We start from the raw sequence: 19215 nt of genomic DNA on the forward strand, positions 1-19215 counted from the left end.
TAAGCCCACCAAATCGGGAAGAACTGTCCCGTTAAATACAAAATAACAAAGAAATTATAAAAATGGCATTTCTTTAACTTATGGATTGCTAATGTTCGAGATAGCAATTTTATATATTAAATATAAATGCTTGGTTCTGAAACGGCCTAGTATCTAGAGATGGAATTTGGCGTAGAAAAAAACAGTTTAGCTCTCACTCTATATAGGCTTCGGTAGGACTAGTCTTTAATATCTAGCGATTTTAGGCTATTAAATATCTAGTCATAAGTCTAGTATATTACACCAGACAACCTAGATATTATCTAATAAGTAGCAATAAATCCTTTGATAAGTTCAAGCTAATATACTTAGAAGTTATAGCATTTACAAGAATATTTGCTATAAATGTATCGGGTGTAACCGCTTACACTAGTACGCCTCTACCAACATATAAGGCTCATATTTGATTGATTTTTGAAAAAACTCAGTGCAATTCAAAAAGCCTTCTTTCCAGTTGCCTCTTGCCTAAACTTATTTCTTAAAATATCTCAAGCCGTAACGATCTTGATATTTGTTGATATACTCGATATTCTGTTGCTCTAATTTTGACAGCAATTTAGATGGAAACGCTTTTGGTGAATATATAGGTTTATACCAAGGTTGGTTGTCAAAGTAATCTTGTAATCCAGGAGTATCAAAACGGCGGCCGTGACTAGCAAAAATCGAATTTCGCATAATATCTAGTTCAAAACCGTCTTTACCATCCAAATCTGCATCACTTACAAGTCTTTGGGAAAGCCATAAATAAGTGTTGACGGTCGTGGTACCAACTGGCGGTATTGATGTCGTTGGGGCAGGTGTAATTTGAGTAGGAACAGATGGGGTTTGAGTAGGAACAGATGGGGCTTGAGTAGGGACAGATGGGGTAGTTGGTATAAATTTAGGAGTTTCTATGACTGGGCTGGTGACATTTGACGGAGTTTCTGAAGGTAATACCGTTTTGTCTGCTGTAGATTGAGTAGGTTTTGTTAATACCTGGCTAATAATCACAGATGCACCGATTAGCCCACCTGCAATCAAACTGCCCATAAGGATATTATTCTGACTATTACCTTGAGGATTCGGCTGTGGTTTGACAGGTAATGTCTGAGGTGGTGGTGCAGAAACTATAGTCGGTTGAGTCAAGATGGGTTGTGTTGGTGGAATTGGATTTGCGATATTCTGCAAAGTATCCAGCATTGCTCTAGCTGTGGGGTAGCGATCGCGCGGATGATATGCGATCGCTTTATCAATCGCTCCTGCTATGATTGGACTAACATGACTCGCATACTGTCGCCATACAATTTCACCCGTCTGGGAATCCGTCTCTAGTTGTTGCGCCTGTTTACCAGTGAGTAAATAAATTATCGTCATTCCTAAACTGTATAAATCACTCGAATAAACTGGCCTACCTGCGGCTTGTTCACTGGGCATATAGCCAGGTGTACCAATCACAATCGAACTGGTAGGATTGCCTTGAGAATTTACTACAGTTCCCATTGACTCCCGGATAGCGCCAAAATCAATCAGCACTGGTTTACCATCACGATGACGCACAATGATGTTATCCGGTTTAATATCGCGGTGAACAATGTGCTTAGAGTGAACATAATCCAGGACGGGTAATAAATTCATGAATAATTCCTGGACAGCGCCTTCACTAAATAGCCCCTGCTTTTGAACTCTTCCAGTTAGGGTATCGCCTTCAACCCACTCCTGAACTAAGTAAAATTGTCCGCCAGAGGAAAAATAGGCATACAATGCTGGAATTTGGTCATTTGCGCCACCGAGTTCTTCGAGAATAGCTGCTTCCCGTTGAAACCTCTCTTGCACTAACTGGTAAATTTGGGGATTATTGTGAATTGGTCTTAGCTGTTTAACCACACAATGGCGCTTTGAGGGCATATAGGTATCTTCTGCTAGATAGGTTTCACCAAACCCACCAGCGCCCAGCGTGCGGATAACTTGATAGCGATCGTTAAGAAGCTGTATTGTCATGGGAGATTATAAGCGATATTCATAAGATAGTTTTCCCAAAACAACCTTCATTTCAAATCTAGTAAACCTTCTTCTTTCAATTTAGGATTGAAGCGAATTTGCATTTGTAAACCACGCACTTCTAATAATTGCGTTGAAATTTCTGCTTCTACTCTCCGCGCCACATTTTTAATAATTTTAATTTGTGCTAATTCATCATTAGCTGGATTTTGATATTTTGCCTGTTCTTCAGGTGTCATTATTAATTTGACATCAATGGGATGAGTCCATTTTTCCTTGTTATCTCCATTACCCCAAGGTACACTGCCATTTTCAGCAATCCAAGCATTTTCAGTATTTTCTAAAATTGTGCGACTAGGGCGTTCAATAGTTTGAACTTTGACCCAATAGCATTGCTGTGGCTGACGGACTAAATGCTGCTTGAGGCTGAGATAAACATCACGAGAGTATCCTACAAATTGCAGCACTTTTTCTTGGTCAAAAATAGCATATACCCCGATTTTACCTTGAAATTGCTCAGGTAATTGACCGCTATCATCAATGTAAGGAATGTATTCCAGGGCTGCCAAAGAAGAAAGATTCGTTTCAAGAGCCATACATCAAATATTAAACTTACTATTTGCCTTCAGAATGGAAAATTGCTAATTAGGGAAAAATTATCTTTAAAATTACCCATTACCTAATTTTTGGTAAATTGCACAAAGGCGACTGGGTTTAAAAATTTTAGCACTAAACATGAAATTTGGTGGTACATTGATGATGGCATATTCATCAGATTCATGATACTTTTCAAACTCTGCTGGCATTCCTTTAGTTGTAGTTAAGCTATAAGGAACTGGTTGGAAAATTAATTCTGTAAATTTAATTTGCTCACACTGCAATTGTTGACGAATTTGATTTAAGAAAGCATCGCTTGTCAATAAGTTGAACAAAGTTTCTTGGGCTTGTGCTTCAAGAGTGAAACTGCCATCAAAGTTCTGGACTATTTTAAGAGACATTTTCTGTATAGGTAGTTCTTAACGACTCAGTGAAAAATCACTACTTTAAGATCAGCCTATTGGATTGTGGGACTTCTGTCAGCCACTAGAGGAAGCTGGCATGATTAAGAATCATGAAGTTGAGCAGATTTTCAGGGATAGGTGATTTCCCCTTAGCACTGTGCTGATAAAATTCAGACATCATATTCAAAAATATTAATTAGGACTTACGCAAAAAAGCAGCGAAAGCCTTGATTTACCATAGGGGTAATTTATGTAGACATGGAGCGGCTAATACTCTACGAGTTCTCCAACAGATTACCCGCAGAGTATTGCCCCTACAGCGTATAGCTTTGCGTAAGCCCTAACTACAGCTATTTTCCTGTCCTAGGGGCAATTCATTAATTGCCCCTACAGAGTCGTCTATTTACCTGAAAATTTCTGTAAATGCAAGGAAAATCATTTTTTTAGTCCGAAGTAAAATAAAATACATAATAATGCCAGAATACAAAAGTGCTACCTAGATTGGGCTGCACTTACGAACTTAGCGCACCAAGTTCTCATACAACAAAAATGAGTGAATAATCGTGATATAAACCACAACTATCCACTCAAAGTTTAGTAAATCGGGGTTGGTAGAAAAAACCCAAGAAGATTATTCCAACTTGGGAAATTTAATACTAATTAACGTGACTCAGTTCCTTGATTAGGGCTACCTGCTATACCATCCTCTCCTGGTGCTTCTGGTGTAGCAGTGGGTTTAGCATCACTCTTTTCAGCATCACCAGTTTTGCGGATACTTTCGTCGATGGGGGTTTGGTAGCCGCCAGAAGAACTAGGCGTAGTTTCTTGATTATCAGATTTTTGTTTTTGTTGTTCAGCCATGATTACATTCCTAATTATTTATTCTTAGGATTATCTTAAGAAGATTAAGAGTTTGAGTACATCTATCCAGAATATAGTTATGGGTGATTATCACCTCTATCGAAAGTATTGTTTGGTACTATTCATTGATGCTGACAAAAACCCAAAAATGTAGAATTTGATAGCCTTAGAACGCTTGCTGTCGTTAAAGGACAACTTAAAACAGATTTGATATCCAAGATGCTTTTAAAATTGCTTTATTGACAGTTGACAGGGAATGGTAATTAATCTACATGACTCATATTTGATTGCGTGAAAAACTCCATACAACTCAAAAAGCGTTCTTGCTTATTGCCTATTGCCTATTGCCTTCCTACACAAGTAAATATGCTTACGCCACGCTGCGCGAACAAAAAGCAAAAATATCGTGTGATGATTATGATCCAAACGATTAAAGTGTAATTCATGAACCAGAGTAATCCACCGTTACCATCTGGATGTGTGCTTCGCAAGGCAACCTTGGCGGATAAGTGGTCGATTCGATTGCTGGTATTCTCAGCGAAACTCGACCCAACCCAATTAAACTGGCAGCAATTTTGGGTAATTGAATGCAGCGATAATCTCGTAGCTTGCGGACAGCTACGTAATTTTTCAGGGGCACAAGAACTTGGTAGTTTGGTTGTTGCATCAGCTTGGAGAGGTCGCGGTTTAGGTACTTTGCTAACGCAGCATTTGATTAATACAGCAACGCAACCACTTTATCTTGAATGTTTAGGTGAACGATTGGCACAGTTTTACAGTCGGTTTAATTTTGTACCAATATCTTTTGAAGACTTGCCACAATTTCCCAGAACAACAGGCTTGTCTACGCTCAACGATAAATTTAGATTGTCGCAATTAGCTAAAAAGCTGCTCAAAGTTCCTGTGGTATTTATGGAATATCGAGGCCATACTAATTCGTAATTCGTAATTAAGATATAGAGAACAATGACTGATACAAGCTGTTTACAATCTTTTACTCTTTCCAATTTTCTATTTTCAAATCGGAGGTTTAGCAAAAATTGTTAGTAAGACTGGCCCTAATAAATAGTGGTGATTCAAACACAATAGCCCAGCAGAAGAGCCAAGAAGTTGACGTTGATTAGGGCTGTAGAGTCTAATTCCACGGGGAGTAAGTGGCAATAATTGAGGTTCTGCGTCTTTTTTAGAAGTAATGTTAATGTCAACTAAGTAGAAGCGTCCACCGGGAGAAAGTACCCGTGCTATCTCACTAACTACCTGTTTTGGTTCCAAATAGTGCAAGAAGCTGATAGTGCTGAAAACAGCATTAAATTGACCATCAGCAAAGGGAAGAGACTCAGCTTTGCCCTCGATATAAATTAAACGTGGACGGTGATGGTTGCTCTGTCTTGCTAACCGCAACATATTAGCAGAGAAATCCAATCCAGTACCCCGCAGGTCAGGAAACTGAGTAGCAAGGCGCTCAAGTAAGCGGCCAGTACCACAACCGATATCAAGTACATTTGCTGACTTTGGTAAATCGACGTACTCCAGCAAGCGTTTGTGAATGGCTCGATAAAACACTGAAGGGAAGAGCCAGTCATAACTTGGTGCCCATCGGTCAAAAAGTAGCTTTTTGTTACTGAAGAAGTTATCAGTCATAAGTTTTCGCAGCTTCTTTAAAGCTTGATGCTTTTTTAGGGTAAGTTTAGCTGCGCCTCCCAGAATTTGGTTATAGTTTTGCAGTCCGGCAATATCTAGCCTAGCGTTTGGCACAATATAGCGGTTCTTGACCCAACCCAGTGAGTTACAGCTAGCCAATTCATTTGTTGCAAAAGTTTTTGGAAATTGTAGAAATCATCAGGAATTTTGACCCTTGAATGTGTAGTTTACAGTGTACCTAGAGATTCATTCTATCTCTGTAGAGAACGAACTAGGAATCAGTGCATAAAACTATAGAACCTAAGTGTATGTATTTATAGAGGTTCAAATAGAACAAACTCAATCTAGTTTGAAATTATTAAGGTGAAAAATTATGACAAGCTTTATTCAAATACGGTCACACAATGATTTACTACATCCAGTGCGCGAGTGGTTGGAAAAGATAGAAATTCATAACTCTAAATTGGCTCATTTCTTGTGCAAAGCTATTCCTGCTCAGTGTCCCTTTGAGCAAGATATCACACTGTTTGGTCGGAAGCTATTTCATATTCCTCCGATGTGTAAATTAAATCCCCTATATGAGCAAGTGGTTGGTTTGCGTTTTAAAGCGCTCTGTTATCTTGCCGATAAATGTGGTGAAGATGTCACAATCTATTGCTAATAGTCAGTTTGATCGTTCTTTGATTAAGCAGCCATCGGTATTTTCAAATATACTGTTGTTACTTACTCAGGTTTATACTAAGCTAACGTACACCTAATTTAGATGTTTGGCTATGTAAGTAGCTAGCACCTCGCTCAAGTGTTTCCAGACCGTATTGTTGCTTACCGTACCCTGCTGAAATCATTAACATCATCATGACGCACATCTTACTGGTTGAAGATGAAGTCAAACTGGCGCGATTTGTCGAATTAGAATTAAATTATGAAGGCTATCAAGTCAGTATTGCCTACGATGGATTAACTGCACTCACCGCAGCGCGTGAGTTACATCTAGATTTAGTAATTGTAGACTGGGTATTGCCTGGCTTATCGGGGTTAGAGATTTGCCACCACCTGCGAAATATTAGTGATAAATTGCCAATAATATTATTAACCGTCAAAGATGAAGTAAGCGATCGCATTGTAGGCTTAGACGCTGGTGCTGATGATTACCTCGTTAAACCCTTCAGTGTTGATGAATTATTGGCTAGAGTTGGCACTCACCTGCGAAGAAATTGGCAAGTAGACAGCGCAGATGTTTTAGAATTTGAAGACTTGAGTTTAAATCGTCGCACGCGCCAAGTGTACCGAGATCAAAGGTTAATTGAGTTAACTGCTAAGGAATTTGATTTACTGGAATATTTACTGGCCCATCCACGACAGCTAATTACCTGCGATCGCATTTTACAAGAAGTCTGGGCTTACGACTTCATGAGCGATGCCAACATCATCGAACTTCATATACGCTACCTGCGTCTGAAACTTGAAGCCAATAATGAAAAGTGTCTCATTCAAACTGTGAGTGGTGTTGGCTACACATTGCATGATGGAATTTGAGATGGGAAAGAGGACTTGGGGACAAGGAGAATTGGGGACAAGGGGAAAGACTTGTTGTAAGTTCTAAACTTTTGTCCCCTTGTCCCCTTGTCCCCTTGTCCCTCATCCCCTATCCAGTGTGAAATAACGATAAAACCTCAAAGTTTTCTGTTCTAGGAAGATTTGGGGTTTTTGGCAATTTGAGCAATAACTCATCCAACTCAGGGTTAATTATATTAGGATGCACAAAGCTGTCATCATCTAAAAATCTAAAACTGCATGACTTATCTAGAAACAGCAGCGCAATTTTACCGCGAAGTTGCCGAAACCCCGCAAGTTGGACTTTGTTGTGTGCAAAGTACACCCCTGCAACTACCAGGGTTGAAAATTCCTTTGGCTATGCAGGAAATGAACTATGGTTGTGGCACTACCGTTCACTCCACCGAACTAGGAAATCAGCCTACTGTGCTTTATGTGGGCGTTGGTGGCGGCTTAGAAGCGTTGCAATTCGCTTATTTTTCCCGCTATGCAGGTGCTGTAATTGCCGTTGAACCGGTTGGGGCCATGCGAGAAGCAGCCGCACGCAATCTGGAAATTGCTGCTCAAGAAAACCCGTGGTTTGACACGAGTTTTGTAGAAATCTGCGAAGGTGATGCTTTTAACTTACCCGTTGCTGATGCTAGCGTCGATATAGTGGCACAGAATTGTCTTTTCAACATTTTTGAACCAGAAGATTTAAACCGTGCTTTAAAAGAAGCCTATCGGGTATTAAAACCAGGTGGACGTTTGCAGATGAGCGATCCAATTGCCACTAGTCAAATTCCAGCACATCTTCAACAAGATGAACGACTCAGAGCCATGTGTTTATCAGGCGCACTCACATATCAAGAGTATACTGAACGGATTACAAATGCTGGCTTTGGTAAAGTTGAAATTCGCGCCCGTCGTCCTTATCGCCTACTAGATTCTCAGACTTATAATTTAGACGAACACCTACTTTTAGAAAGCCTGGATTCTGTCTCCTTTAAAGTTGATATTCCAGAAGATGGTGCTTGTGTTTTCACTGGAAAAACAGCAATTTATGCTGGTTCTGAACCCTTCTTCGATGACTCAGCAGGACACTTATTCCAGCGAGGTATTCCCGCAGCAGTGTGTGATAAGACTGCCGCTAAACTTGCAGCTATCAAGCCAGCAGAAATAATTGTTACCAATTCAACTTGGCACTATAGCGGTGGTGGTTGCTGTTAATTTCTTAAGACAGAATTCAGGTGTCAGGAGTCAGAATGGGCTAAACGCCCCGCTACCGCTAACAGAATTATTCTGTACGACACTTCGACAAGCTCAGTGCATCGCTGGGGTATGAATGTATAATTGGAATATTTTAAAAATTGCATTCTTAATTCTGGATTCTGGATTCTGGCTTCTTATTTATAAACCCCAAAATGTTGTTAATTAGTTTATTTATCGCTACGCTTTTTTTAGCATATTCTAATGGTGCCAATGACAACTTTAAAGGGGTAGCAACGTTGTTTGGTAGCCGAACTAGCAGCTATCAAACAGCAATTTTGTGGGCAACTTTCACAACTTTAGGTGGTGCGGCAACTGCAACTTTTTTGGCAAGTACACTAATTAAAAACTTCTCTGGTAAGGGACTAGTACCTGATGCGATCGCTAATTCACCAGAATTTCATCTCGCAGTTGCGATCGCAACTGGTCTAACTGTACTGATAGCCACCCTTATGGGGTTTCCCATTTCCACAACTCACAGTTTAATCGGTGCGCTGGTTGGCGCTGGTTTAGTTGCGATCGGACTCAAAGTCAATTTTGCCGTTTTGGGAACTTCCTTTGTTTTGCCTCTATTTCTCAGTCCAATCATTGCTATTCCCTTCGGAGCAGCAATTTACAGCTTATCTGGCTATATCAATTCCAAATGGAATCTACCAATCAATCAGAAAATGATTGATACTTGCCATTTTCTCAGCGCCGGAGTTGTGAGTTTTGCTAGAGGATTAAATGATACTCCCAAAATTTCCTCACTCATTCTAGTTATTGAGTATTTTTCGGTGCAGGGAGGAATGATCACAATTGCGATCGCAATGGCACTTGGCGGTTTACTCAACTCCCAAAAAGTTGCTGTCACCATGAGCGAAAAGATTACCTCATTGAATCCTCCTCAAGGCTTATCAGCAAATATAGTAACTGGAATTCTAGTGATTGCAGCTAGTCTGTTTGGACTTCCGGTTTCTACCACTCATGTTTCAGTTGGTTCTATTTTTGGAGTCGGTTTGACTGGCAAAAAAGCCAACATGCGTGTTTTTTATCAGATACTATTATCGTGGATTTTAACTTTACCTACTGCTGCAATTATTAGTGGAATAATTTACCGATTATTACAAGGTTAGAGACATTGAGTATATTTTTGCCATATTTGCCATATTTAAGGAATAGTAGCTAATGCAAACTCAATCAAAAATTACACCATTTAAAAATAAACTAAATTCTCCTTTGGCAAAAAAGGGGATCTCTGTTTTACAAATTAATCTAGGTAAGCGTTGTAACCTTGCCTGTACACACTGTCATGTCGAAGCTGGGCCAAAACGTACAGAAGAACTTTCTCATGAAATTTGCGAACAATTGATTTCGCTAATCCATAAATTTCCCGAAATTAAAATTGTGGATTTGACTGGTGGCGCACCAGAAATGAATTATGGATTTAAGCCATTAGTAGAAGCAGCAAGAGCAACCGACAAGCAGGTGATTGTCCGGTCTAATTTGACTATTTATTTTGAAGATGGATTTGCTGATTTACCAGAATATTTTACTCAACACCAAATAAGAGTTGTGGCTTCCCTACCATGCTATTTAGCAGACAATGTTGATAAAATGCGTGGTTATGGCGTTTTTGATAGTTCAGTCAAAGCTTTGCAGTGGCTTAACCAACTCGGCTATGGTAAAGATGAAAATTTAATTTTGGACTTGGTATTTAATCCCCAGTTACCCACTACTGAAACATTTTCCTTAGCTCCCGAACAGACCAACCTAGAACAAGATTACAAAATGTTCTTGCAAGAACATTTTAATATTGTATTTAACAACCTCTTCACCATTACCAACCTACCAGTTGGTAGAACCAAAATACATTTAGAACGGAGAAAACTGTACAGTAGCTATTTACAGTTTTTAGAGTCAAATTTTAATCATGGCACAGTTGAACATTTGATGTGTCGCGATCAACTTTCAATTGACTATCTAGGAAATGTATATGATTGTGACTTTAACCAGATGATGAATTTGCCTGCAAAAACTGGCAATTCTGAAGCACTAACAGTTAGCAAATTGCTAGAAGCTGGCAGTCTAGACCTGATTAGTGAGATCCAAACTGCTGCTTATTGCTATGGTTGTACTGCTGGGTGTGGTTCTAGTTGTGGTGGTGCTTTGCTCTAAGGCCGCTAAAAAAAGTCTGTTACCAAAATTGTTACCAGTGCGTTGTTGTTGGGCTGTTACTTTATGATGAGATTTAGTTAAGCTCCTTACACCACACTGAAAACCGTGAAACATAATGTTTCGCGGTTTTTTCCCTTTTTGTACAGTGACAAATTAAATGATGTTGAGACAAATTCGTGTCATCAAATAAATCCTTATCCACTTTAGACTGACAACAATTTGTGTTGATACAGCTTGTAAGTTCCCTGTGCCGTTTCTAAGCTTAAGACTAGAGAGTTCAAGCTTTCACACCCTCGATGACATTAATAATTTGTCACTGTACATTATCCTTTAAGGCTTTGGTATAGCCAAACTCCGATCCAAAAATTTGGATTTTATTAAATCAACTTTCCTTACCACTCCCAATACTGCTCGGTTAAAAGGAAAAAGGAGTGGAAGACTCGATATATAAGGTTTTTTCCCTTTTAACCTTTTCCCTTTCCCCCTAAACCCAACAAGTATTTTTACCACTCCCATCGACCGATGTCAGGTGCCGAACCAGAGTAAGGAAGTCCTACATTAGTTCCTCTATCCACCATAAGACTGCGTGACGAAGCTGCCTTGTAGTAAGAGTTCCAACGGTCGCCTGTACCTGTAAATCTTGGATCACCCTGGATGTTTGTCGCATTAGCCGCGAATCGGACCTGCCAAGTTGGTTTTGCTGGGTTCGTATGCCTGCGGAGATTATTAGTGAAAGCAATGTTATTACCTCCTTGCACATCGTCTCCTTGAGAGTTCAAGAACACATTATTTTTGATCGATATCTTGTCTGCGGAGTTGAGCTGTAGGCTATTCCCCAAGGTATCGAACACGTTGTTGTGAATCTTGATGTTGGTAGCTAAATCGGGAATGAAGACGGCAGTACTGTTCCCGAAACCAAATTGAACTTTACGAGCGACATTTGCGAAAATATTATTGTGGATGTTGATGTTGTGATTTTCTATACTTCCGCCCCATGCTTTCCCTCCCCAGATCGCAATACCAAAGCCCTTATCCTGAAAGTAGGAGTCAGATATCTCAACTCCACTCAAGGCAACCTCGATTGACTCCTTAACACTCTGTCCGTCAATATCTTTTATTCTTACGTTTCGCATCTTGAGATTGCTTGGGTGTGTAGCTGTCGGCTGGTAATCATTCATTACTGCATGATTAACCATCGATAACCACGTATTACAGGTAACGTTGTAGATTTCGTTTCCATAACTCAAATTCCAAAGTTCAATGGAAGCATCCTCGCTCCACTGGGAATCAACTTCTGGAACCTGGATGTCGCAATCGTGAATCTTCACGTTACGCAGATGACCTACATGCATGAACTTGATGCCGTATCCTTTATTTTCTCGGATAGTAATGTTGTAGATGTCAGCGCCATCTAGCCCTCCAAGTCTCAAGTTACCAGTAGATCCTCCCGATACTCCATCAGCTGCGGAGTTAATAAACGTGCAATCATATATCGTTGTGTTCTTCATCCACTTTCCCTCTGGAAGCGGGACGAACCACCACATATTGCCACGGGTAAAAACTGCACCGCTGTGCTGGAAATCTTTGAACGTGACATTATGCATAGTCACGTTATTACGATTTTCCACCCAGACACCGGCTTTGATGATCTTGCCGTTCCCGTCTATGGTGAAGCCGCTTAAGGTCTGATTGCCGTCTGTCGCCTCAACCATCTCAGAAGGAGGCCCGTACCTAGGGCTTGAGCCTGAGTAGCTAGGCGAGACAAGCTGAATAATGCTTCCATAATGCAAAAGGCTCCAGTCGCTGCTACCTGTGTTTATTCCTGGAGCAGGAATCGCATTGTTGCTAGTGATAGTCACGCTTGATTCACCTGCTCCCTCGATATTCACTCCCGGCGGAAGTACCGTCGCTTCCGTTTCCCTATAGACACCTGCGTTCAGGTAAATCGTGTAGTTTTGATTCGGTTGAACTCGTTTTGCTGCATAGGCCAACGTCCTCAATGGCTTGCCTAGCGAGCCATCGCCTCCGGTGTCGCTTCCCGTGGGAGATACATAGACGTACAAGCTCGTGGTAGATTGGGTAGCCGCGACTTTTGCGCCTCCCCCGTACCTCGTACCGTAAAGGTTACGATCGCTGTTTTGTACAGATTCTGCCTCTGAAGTGGAACCATCGGACTTATTACTGCTATTAAACGAATGAATAACGGTAGGTGTAATGTTAGCGATCGCAGGAGTTTTTTGGGTAGTTACTAACTGGGTTGTGACTACAGCTACCAAAGCAATAGTAGTTAAAGCTGCGTAAGAAAAAAGGGAGCGTAGAGTCTTTATCATTACTCAAAAGAGAGAAAAGCGATGGACGCAAGGGAACAGAGAAATGAGGAAAGAATGACAGGAAAAAGAATAGAAGGCTTTCCACCGTAAGAAGTACTGCGGCGGGGAACTATTCCTTGTCCTTGCAACGAGGAAGTAAGACTACTTAGAAATTTTTATCCAGTACCTATCGATAGATAAACTGTAAAAAACCTACCACTCTATCTTTTACCAGAGTATTAAGATTTATTGGCGTGAATTTACACCCTCTACCTTAGAGTTCACACTCTTATAGTTAAAAGTGGAATTAATACTAAGGTTTGTAAGTGTGCAGTAGACAAGCTTGGTTTATAACATGAATTTGTCTAGATGTCATTTAATTTCTGGCTATACAGCAAAACAGTTCCGTTAGCGGATAGCTAAGGTTTAGCCCGTGCTGAGTTAGGAGTTACGAATTCTACCCCTGCTTTAACGTGTCGCGGAAGTCCCCACCTTCTCTGCGAGACGCTAACGCGAACAATGTACTCATAAGGTGGGGATAGGGAGCGGGGGATAAGGATTGCATCTGATATTTGTTTTTGCATAAGCAAAAAATCAATATCAGATGTATAGACGAATCCCCAGAATTTTCTGATAAAATTATTTGATATTGACCATCAATGCCATAAGCGAAAACCAAGCTAATAGGTATATGTTGCAAGAAAAAAATTTGGGTCTTGGGAACCAGGACTCCTGCCCTTGGAGGGAATGTCAGACTAACTAGAACTATGGAGTTCTGGAAGCTATTCCCGATGAATTGGGAAGCTCCGTCCGTCTTACGGCGGAGTAGTTCACCAGATAAATTTGCTTAACTAGTTTTCCTTCAGACATAACTTTGTGTCTACCCTCTTGCGCTAAAGTTGCATAAGAATGTGCATCTAAAGCCAGGAGGAAAGAATTGTGAAAGCAGTCTTGATGACAGCAGCTGGCAGTCCTGAAGTTCTGCAAGTACAGGAAGTGCCAAACCCTGCGGCTCCCGTAGGGAATACTGAACTTTTAGTGCGTTTGGTGGCAGCTGGCATTAACCCCATTGACACTAAACTTCGTAGCCGAGGCACTTTCTACCCCGATCGCACGCCGACAATTTTAGGATGTGATGGTGCTGGTGTAGTTGAGGCTGTGGGTGCTGGGGTTCAGCGTTTTCGCCCAGGCGATGAAGTATATTTTTGCTACGGCGGCTTGGGCGCACACCAAGGCAATTATGCTGAATATACCGTTGTGGATGAGCGGTTTGTAGCACGTAAACCGGCCTCTATCTCCTTTGCCGAAGCAGCCGCAGCGCCTTTAGTATTAATCACCGCCTGGGAAGCTTTATACGAACGGGGGCGATTGTCACCTGGGGAACGGGTTTTAATTCATGCGGGTGCCGGTGGTGTCGGTCATGTAGCAATTCAATTGGCGAAACTCAAAGGTGCTACTGTTTCTACCACAGTGGGATCTGAAGAAAAGGCTAATTTTGTCAAAGAACTCGGTGCTGATCATGTAATTTTTTACAAACAAACAGACTTTGTGCAAGCGGTATTAGATTGGACTGGCGGCGAAGGCGTAGACTTGGCTTTTGATACTGTAGGTGGCGAAACCTTTCACAAAACTTTCCCCGCAGTGCGAGTATATGGCGATATTGTGACGATTCTCGAACCAGATGCCAATACTGTTTGGAAAACTGCTAGACTACGTAATTTACGCATTAGCTTAGAATTAATGCTGACACCAGCATTGCTAGGATTGGAAGACAGCCTCCAGCACCATGCAGAAATTCTCGAACAATGTGCCACCTGGATCGATGAAGGCAAGTTAAAAATTCATGTTACTCACAAGTTTCCTTTAAAAGAAGCAGCTAAGGCACACCAACTAATTGAAAGCGGTTCTGTGACGGGTAAAATTGTTCTACTAATTAGCGACGAATGATCGAACAATTTGCATAATTTATTTTTTAAACATAGATGCACCCAGAGGTTAAACGCAAAGATAACCAGAAAGCTCTCTCTGCGTACCTCTGCGCTTTCCTTTGCGTTCCTTTGCGTTTTACTTCTCCTCCTCCCCCTACCTACTTCAGCAGCACAAACGCAACCAGAACGCACACCCTTAACTCTAGAATTATTACAAGAACGTCTCCGCACACCCACACTCCGTGAAGGCAATTTGACCGTAGATTTGCAGAAGATGGTGATTGATTTGCGCCCCGAAAACGCTAGCTTTCGTGATGCTTTTTACCAACTACTGCGAAAAGAGCTAGGTACAAAACCTCTGGGTTTAGACCTCAGCTATGCCCTGATTTTAGGGGATTTTGTGGGCAGCGATTTAGGTTTAAGAACCTCCTTATACGCCCAAGCTATTGCTCCGATTTTCACAGCTACTGAAAAAGAAGAACTAGCACGTTTGCGCTTTATTTGTCTAGAATCACTAGCGAACTCCAAAGATTGTCGATCGCTTTTGGGAACAGAGCCAACCCCATCCAGTGAAATTGCCGTCTTTCGTGGTGTCTTGAAACTCGTGCAAACTCGCTTCAATGGCGAAATGAAGTTCTCTCATACATTCTTTCTTCAGTCTGTAGATGCTCAAGGTGCAACTTTTCTCCAATCCACGAATTGGGCTGAAACCCGGTTTGGTCGTCCCGTCAGCTTTAGTGGTACTAAATTTAAGCAACCAAGCAATTTTCAGGGCAGTATTTTTTTTGAAAAAGCTAATTTTAAACAAACCCAATTTCAGGAATTCGCTGATTTTCAAGGGAGTATATTTGAAAAAATTGCTAACTTCAACCAGGCAAGTTTTAAGCAATTGGCTAAATTTAGTAGTGTGAAATGGCAAGAAAATGCTGATTTTTCTGATGTCCGCTTTGCCAATCAAGCCCAGTTTACTAAAGCAAATTTTAATCAGTTTCTCTTTTTAACAGATGCGACTTTTGAGCAAGCTCTCATATTTCGAGAAGTGGAGTTTAATCAATCAGTTAATTTACAAGGTGCAAGTATTCTCAATCAAGCAGATTTTAGCGATGCCAGGTTTTCTCCAGAAGCTTGTCTAAGCGTACCTGGTTTAACTTTTAACTCTAACCAAGCAAAAATTTTAGGTAATCCTGGTCAAATTGGGAAGATGTTCTGCATTCCTACATTGCAAGGTAATCAAAATATCTTGCGGAATTTGGGGCAAAATTTCCGTCAGCAACAACAAGTTGCCGATGCTAATGAACTGGAATACACAAAACAACAGCTGCGATTAGTAGAAATGAGCCGCCGTTTGACAGCTACAAATATTAATAGTGCAAGTGTTGCCAGTTTGATTAAACTGGGTTTTTCCCCAACTCAAGCCGCAGCGATCGCCCAGCGTCGTCTGATCAAATCCTTTCGCAACAGTAGTGAGTTATTGACTTTAGCAGACATTGGTTTAGAAAAATATACACAACTGAGCGATCGCTTAATTGTTGGCGAATCCCTTTCTATTGGTGGGTGGTTACTGCAAGCTTGGAGTTGGTTGGGATTGAGTGTACTGCTGTTGTTGAGTGGCTATGGGACAAATTTTTGGTTAGTGTTTGGCGTGGGAGGAGTTGCGATCGCATATTTTGGCTTACTATTTTGGCTAGTGGATCGCTATCGCCGCCTGCATCCCGTACCAATTATTCCCACATCTTACGAAACCATTGCGATATTAGTCAGTTTTAGCGTTTTAGAATTCTTGAGCTTACTAGCCATCTTTCGCAATGCTCAACAACCTTGGCTGACATTGGGGTGTCTTTTCATAATTATTGTCCCCGTACCGCTAGCATTATTGATCCGACTTTACCAACAAGGTCGTTATCACGATTTAATGAACGTTTCTTACTTCACCGAGGATGGCACATTTCGCCAGTTACGATTGTTGATTGGGCGTTTACCAGTGATACCAAGGAATCAGACATTTCGTGAACGATATATGCCTTTACTGAGCGATCGCCGTTGGAACTGGCTAAACTACTATGATTTTAGTCTCAACAACTTAGTGAAATTAGGATTTAACGACATTCGCCTGCGAGACGAACACTTACCAGGCATCATCTCTGCACTAGCTTGGTATGAATGGAGTTTAGGTGTAATTTACATTACTCTTGTTTTGTGGACTCTTTCTCGTACAATTCCGGGATTGAATTTGCTAATTTATCTGAAGTAGCTTACCACGCGATTAGCGGTAATGAATTTATTAAGCGGGACACTTCTTAACTCATCAAAAATATGGGTCTGAAACCCCGTGCTTCACGCAATGCTTTAAAGTAATGAGTAAGGAGTAATGAGTGGATGAAAAATGGGTATTTACTCATTACTTATTACTTATTACTCCAGAATCACCGTGCGTTCACGCCGGGGAGTATGTCAACACTGATGCTAGTCTTGGCAAGCGGAACCAAAATCTAGAACCACCTTCAAGACGAGGTAAATAACCAATCATACCTCCCCAGCGTTCAAGTGTGATTCTACAAAAATAAAGACCTAAACCAACTCTCCCTGATTTACCTTTGCCTTGAGAGAACTTTTGAAATAAATTCTTTTCCATTTCTGGCGGTACACCCAAACCACAATCATCTATAGTAACTAAAACATATTGCCCATCCAGTTGTAGACCAATAGTCACAATAGAATCTGGTTTACTATATCTATAAGCATTTTCTACTAGATTAGAAATCACTCTATCTAAACGAGATTTATCTGCCATAACTTTCCAGTCTGCTGTCATATCAATATTGGTAGCAAGCTGTAATTGTATATTATTAAGGGCAAAGTTCAGTTTTGAAAATTCAATTACCTCTTGTATAGAACTTAAGATATTAGGTGCTTCTTCAATATCGATATGAGAATTTTCTGTTAATGCTGCTTCAGTAGAAAAAGCGTCTAAAATATCTTTAATCAGCATCTCTTGTTTGAGACATTGCTTTATACCAGTTTCTAAATATTCTTTTCCTTTAGGCGTTAGGTTTTCAAATTCTAGTAGTGCAAAACAGCAGTTTATAGCGCTCAATTCCACTGCTATATCATGGACAAGACAATGAACTAGAACATCTTTTTTTTGATTATCTTTAAGTAATTGCTGATAAATCAATTTATATTCTCTAGCTTTTTGGAGAATATACTGCTGTTCTTGATAAGAGTCTTCCAACGCCTCAATCAATAAAAATTTCTTATTATCCACCCAAATGGCATAAGCTTTAAATTGATATTCTTGTCCAGTTGCATCTATTTCAGTCCATAAACCTGAACTGAGTTTTTTAGTATTATTGTTAGTCCAAAATTTTTCGGCATCAACTAAAAAATTATTTAAAAAAGAAAACTCTTCATGTGGTATTGATATATTCATTCCTGATGCTAAATTTTTACAAGAAAATTGATTTAACCAATCAGGTATATTACCAATAATTTTAAATAAACCTGCATCAATTTTCTCTAACACCAGAATGTTCAAAGCCGTGAGTATATCATTCGCGATCGATGTATTCATGAGTTAAACCTGATACAATCAATTAATTTTGACTTTAGGTTAGTAATTTAACTTTTTATTTAATTTTTCGTATAATAATCTGAAATCATTTGCTTTTTGCTGAATAGGAAAGAGGTAATCTCTATCACAGCTACTATCTAACAGCAATACCCAATCTGCTTCTTTCGTCGGTAATATATGAACATCTACACAACTGCCATACTCTGTTTGGATGAATGGTAAAAATATGGAAGTATCATCTAATGGTAGTAACCCTTCTAGAAAAATAACTTGCTCTTTTGCATTTGTGCCTTTATGGAGGTTAGTAATTCCATAAGCTGCCAATTTACCACCCCAAGTCAAGAGGCTACCATCTTTATTAACCAACAGATAGCCAAGAGAAGACTCTGATGTTAGCAAATTTAGAATATAGGCAATTACAAAAACAGGGACATCCAACATTTAGCAATCCAATATTTTTTTAGCGAGAGTTTGAAAAGCTTCTTCTACACCAATACCATGTTTGGCACTTGTTTTAATCACAGTCCAACCCTTTTGTATAACATCATCTATCTCAGCAGATTCAATTTCCCATTCATCCGTTATATCCAACTTGTTTATGACTAAAATAAATGGAACTTGACCAATGGCATCTTCTATTTTTATTTGTAAGTCAAAAGCTTTTTGTAAAGTATTATACCTAGTACCATCTACAACTAATAAATAACCAGCAGAACCTCGCAAATAAGACATTTGTAATTCTTGAAACTCATCTTCTCCATAGATATCCCAAAGGATAAGGTTGATTTTTTTATCTTGAATCTCTATAGCTTTTTTATCAATTTTTACACCCACAGTAGTATGATATTTTTCAGAAAAAATACTGTGGACAAACATTGCTACTAAACTAGTTTTACCTGTAGCAAATGCACCTATCATACAAATTTTCT

General features: G+C 40.1%; 18 protein-coding genes. 8 read left to right on the plus strand and 10 right to left on the minus strand.

What is annotated here, in order from left to right; all coding sequences use genetic code 11:
• Nucleotides 1-510: 510 nt before the first annotated feature.
• The 4 genes from ACFFRD_RS19860 to ACFFRD_RS19875 form a co-directional block, all read right to left on the minus strand.
• Nucleotides 511-2016 (minus strand): YARHG domain-containing protein, encoded by a 1506-nt coding sequence (locus ACFFRD_RS19860; RefSeq protein ID WP_392482871.1) that lies wholly within the window; start codon nt 2014-2016, stop codon nt 511-513.
• Between the two features lie 47 nt (nt 2017-2063).
• A complete protein-coding gene (locus ACFFRD_RS19865; protein WP_392482872.1) occupies nt 2064-2612 on the minus strand; it encodes a GIY-YIG nuclease family protein in 549 nt (182 codons plus the stop codon).
• A 72-nt stretch (nt 2613-2684) separates the two neighbouring features.
• Nucleotides 2685-3014 carry a hypothetical protein gene (locus tag ACFFRD_RS19870; RefSeq protein ID WP_114082695.1) on the minus strand — a complete coding sequence of 110 codons (330 nt, stop codon included), beginning with the start codon at nt 3012-3014 and terminating at the stop codon, nt 2685-2687.
• A gap of 663 nt (nt 3015-3677) precedes the next feature.
• Nucleotides 3678-3878 (minus strand): hypothetical protein, encoded by a 201-nt coding sequence (locus tag ACFFRD_RS19875; protein ID WP_190933061.1) that lies wholly within the window; start codon nt 3876-3878, stop codon nt 3678-3680.
• A 444-nt stretch (nt 3879-4322) separates the two neighbouring features.
• On the opposite strand from ACFFRD_RS19875, the gene ACFFRD_RS19880 reads away from it, so the two are divergent.
• Entirely contained in the window at nt 4323-4820 is a 498-nt protein-coding gene (locus ACFFRD_RS19880) for a GNAT family N-acetyltransferase (protein ID WP_392482873.1), read from the plus strand.
• Between the two features lie 75 nt (nt 4821-4895).
• Here the strand turns inward: ACFFRD_RS19880 and ACFFRD_RS19885 are convergent, their stop codons facing one another.
• Nucleotides 4896-5519 carry a class I SAM-dependent methyltransferase gene (locus ACFFRD_RS19885; RefSeq protein ID WP_163930061.1) on the minus strand — a complete coding sequence of 208 codons (624 nt, stop codon included), beginning with the start codon at nt 5517-5519 and terminating at the stop codon, nt 4896-4898.
• Between the two features lie 373 nt (nt 5520-5892).
• On the opposite strand from ACFFRD_RS19885, the gene ACFFRD_RS19890 reads away from it, so the two are divergent.
• The 5 genes from ACFFRD_RS19890 (at nt 5893) to arsS (ending at nt 10478) form a co-directional block, all read left to right on the plus strand.
• Nucleotides 5893-6180 carry a Mo-dependent nitrogenase C-terminal domain-containing protein gene (locus ACFFRD_RS19890; RefSeq protein WP_392482874.1) on the plus strand — a complete coding sequence of 96 codons (288 nt, stop codon included), beginning with the start codon at nt 5893-5895 and terminating at the stop codon, nt 6178-6180.
• A 194-nt stretch (nt 6181-6374) separates the two neighbouring features.
• Nucleotides 6375-7055, plus strand: coding sequence for a response regulator transcription factor (locus ACFFRD_RS19895; protein WP_392482875.1), 681 nt, complete (start codon nt 6375-6377; stop codon nt 7053-7055).
• Between the two features lie 258 nt (nt 7056-7313).
• Nucleotides 7314-8282, plus strand: a complete 969-nt coding sequence (gene arsM, locus ACFFRD_RS19900) for an arsenosugar biosynthesis arsenite methyltransferase ArsM (protein WP_392482876.1) — start codon at nt 7314-7316, stop codon at nt 8280-8282.
• Between the two features lie 194 nt (nt 8283-8476).
• The gene (locus ACFFRD_RS19905) at nt 8477-9436 is read left to right on the plus strand and encodes an anion permease (RefSeq protein WP_392482877.1); all 960 of its coding nucleotides are present in this window, start codon (nt 8477-8479) and stop codon (nt 9434-9436) included.
• 52 nt (nt 9437-9488) lie between these two features.
• On the plus strand, nt 9489-10478 hold the full coding sequence (arsS, locus tag ACFFRD_RS19910) for an arsenosugar biosynthesis radical SAM (seleno)protein ArsS (protein ID WP_392482879.1): 990 nt from the start codon (nt 9489-9491) through the stop codon (nt 10476-10478).
• Between the two features lie 503 nt (nt 10479-10981).
• Here arsS and ACFFRD_RS19915 read toward each other — a convergent pair.
• Both ACFFRD_RS19915 and ACFFRD_RS19920 read right to left on the minus strand, forming a co-directional pair.
• A complete protein-coding gene (locus tag ACFFRD_RS19915; RefSeq protein ID WP_392482880.1) occupies nt 10982-12469 on the minus strand; it encodes a right-handed parallel beta-helix repeat-containing protein in 1488 nt (495 codons plus the stop codon).
• A 17-nt stretch (nt 12470-12486) separates the two neighbouring features.
• Nucleotides 12487-12648 carry a hypothetical protein gene (locus tag ACFFRD_RS19920; protein ID WP_392482881.1) on the minus strand — a complete coding sequence of 54 codons (162 nt, stop codon included), beginning with the start codon at nt 12646-12648 and terminating at the stop codon, nt 12487-12489.
• A gap of 1078 nt (nt 12649-13726) precedes the next feature.
• On the opposite strand from ACFFRD_RS19920, the gene ACFFRD_RS19925 reads away from it, so the two are divergent.
• The gene (locus ACFFRD_RS19925) at nt 13727-14734 is read left to right on the plus strand and encodes a zinc-dependent alcohol dehydrogenase family protein (protein ID WP_392482882.1); all 1008 of its coding nucleotides are present in this window, start codon (nt 13727-13729) and stop codon (nt 14732-14734) included.
• A gap of 9 nt (nt 14735-14743) precedes the next feature.
• Nucleotides 14744-16966: a pentapeptide repeat-containing protein gene (locus ACFFRD_RS19930; protein ID WP_392482883.1), complete on the plus strand. Its 2223-nt coding sequence runs from the start codon at nt 14744-14746 to the stop codon at nt 16964-16966.
• Nucleotides 16967-17149: 183 nt separating this feature from the next.
• On the opposite strand, the gene ACFFRD_RS19935 is transcribed toward ACFFRD_RS19930, so the two are convergent.
• The 3 genes from ACFFRD_RS19935 to ACFFRD_RS19945 are packed head-to-tail and all read right to left on the minus strand — an operon-like array spanning nt 17150 to nt 19204.
• On the minus strand, nt 17150-18286 hold the full coding sequence (locus ACFFRD_RS19935) for a sensor histidine kinase KdpD (protein WP_179072445.1): 1137 nt from the start codon (nt 18284-18286) through the stop codon (nt 17150-17152).
• Nucleotides 18287-18325: 39 nt separating this feature from the next.
• A complete protein-coding gene (locus ACFFRD_RS19940) occupies nt 18326-18727 on the minus strand; it encodes a hypothetical protein (protein ID WP_190963897.1) in 402 nt (133 codons plus the stop codon).
• Nucleotides 18728-19204 (minus strand): Rab family GTPase, encoded by a 477-nt coding sequence (locus tag ACFFRD_RS19945; RefSeq protein ID WP_242060884.1) that lies wholly within the window; start codon nt 19202-19204, stop codon nt 18728-18730.
• Nucleotides 19205-19215: the final 11 nt, after the last annotated feature.

Source organism: Nostoc sp. C110 (assembly GCF_043099725.1).
Taxonomy (GTDB): Bacteria; Cyanobacteriota; Cyanobacteriia; order Cyanobacteriales; family Nostocaceae; genus Nostoc; species Nostoc muscorum_A.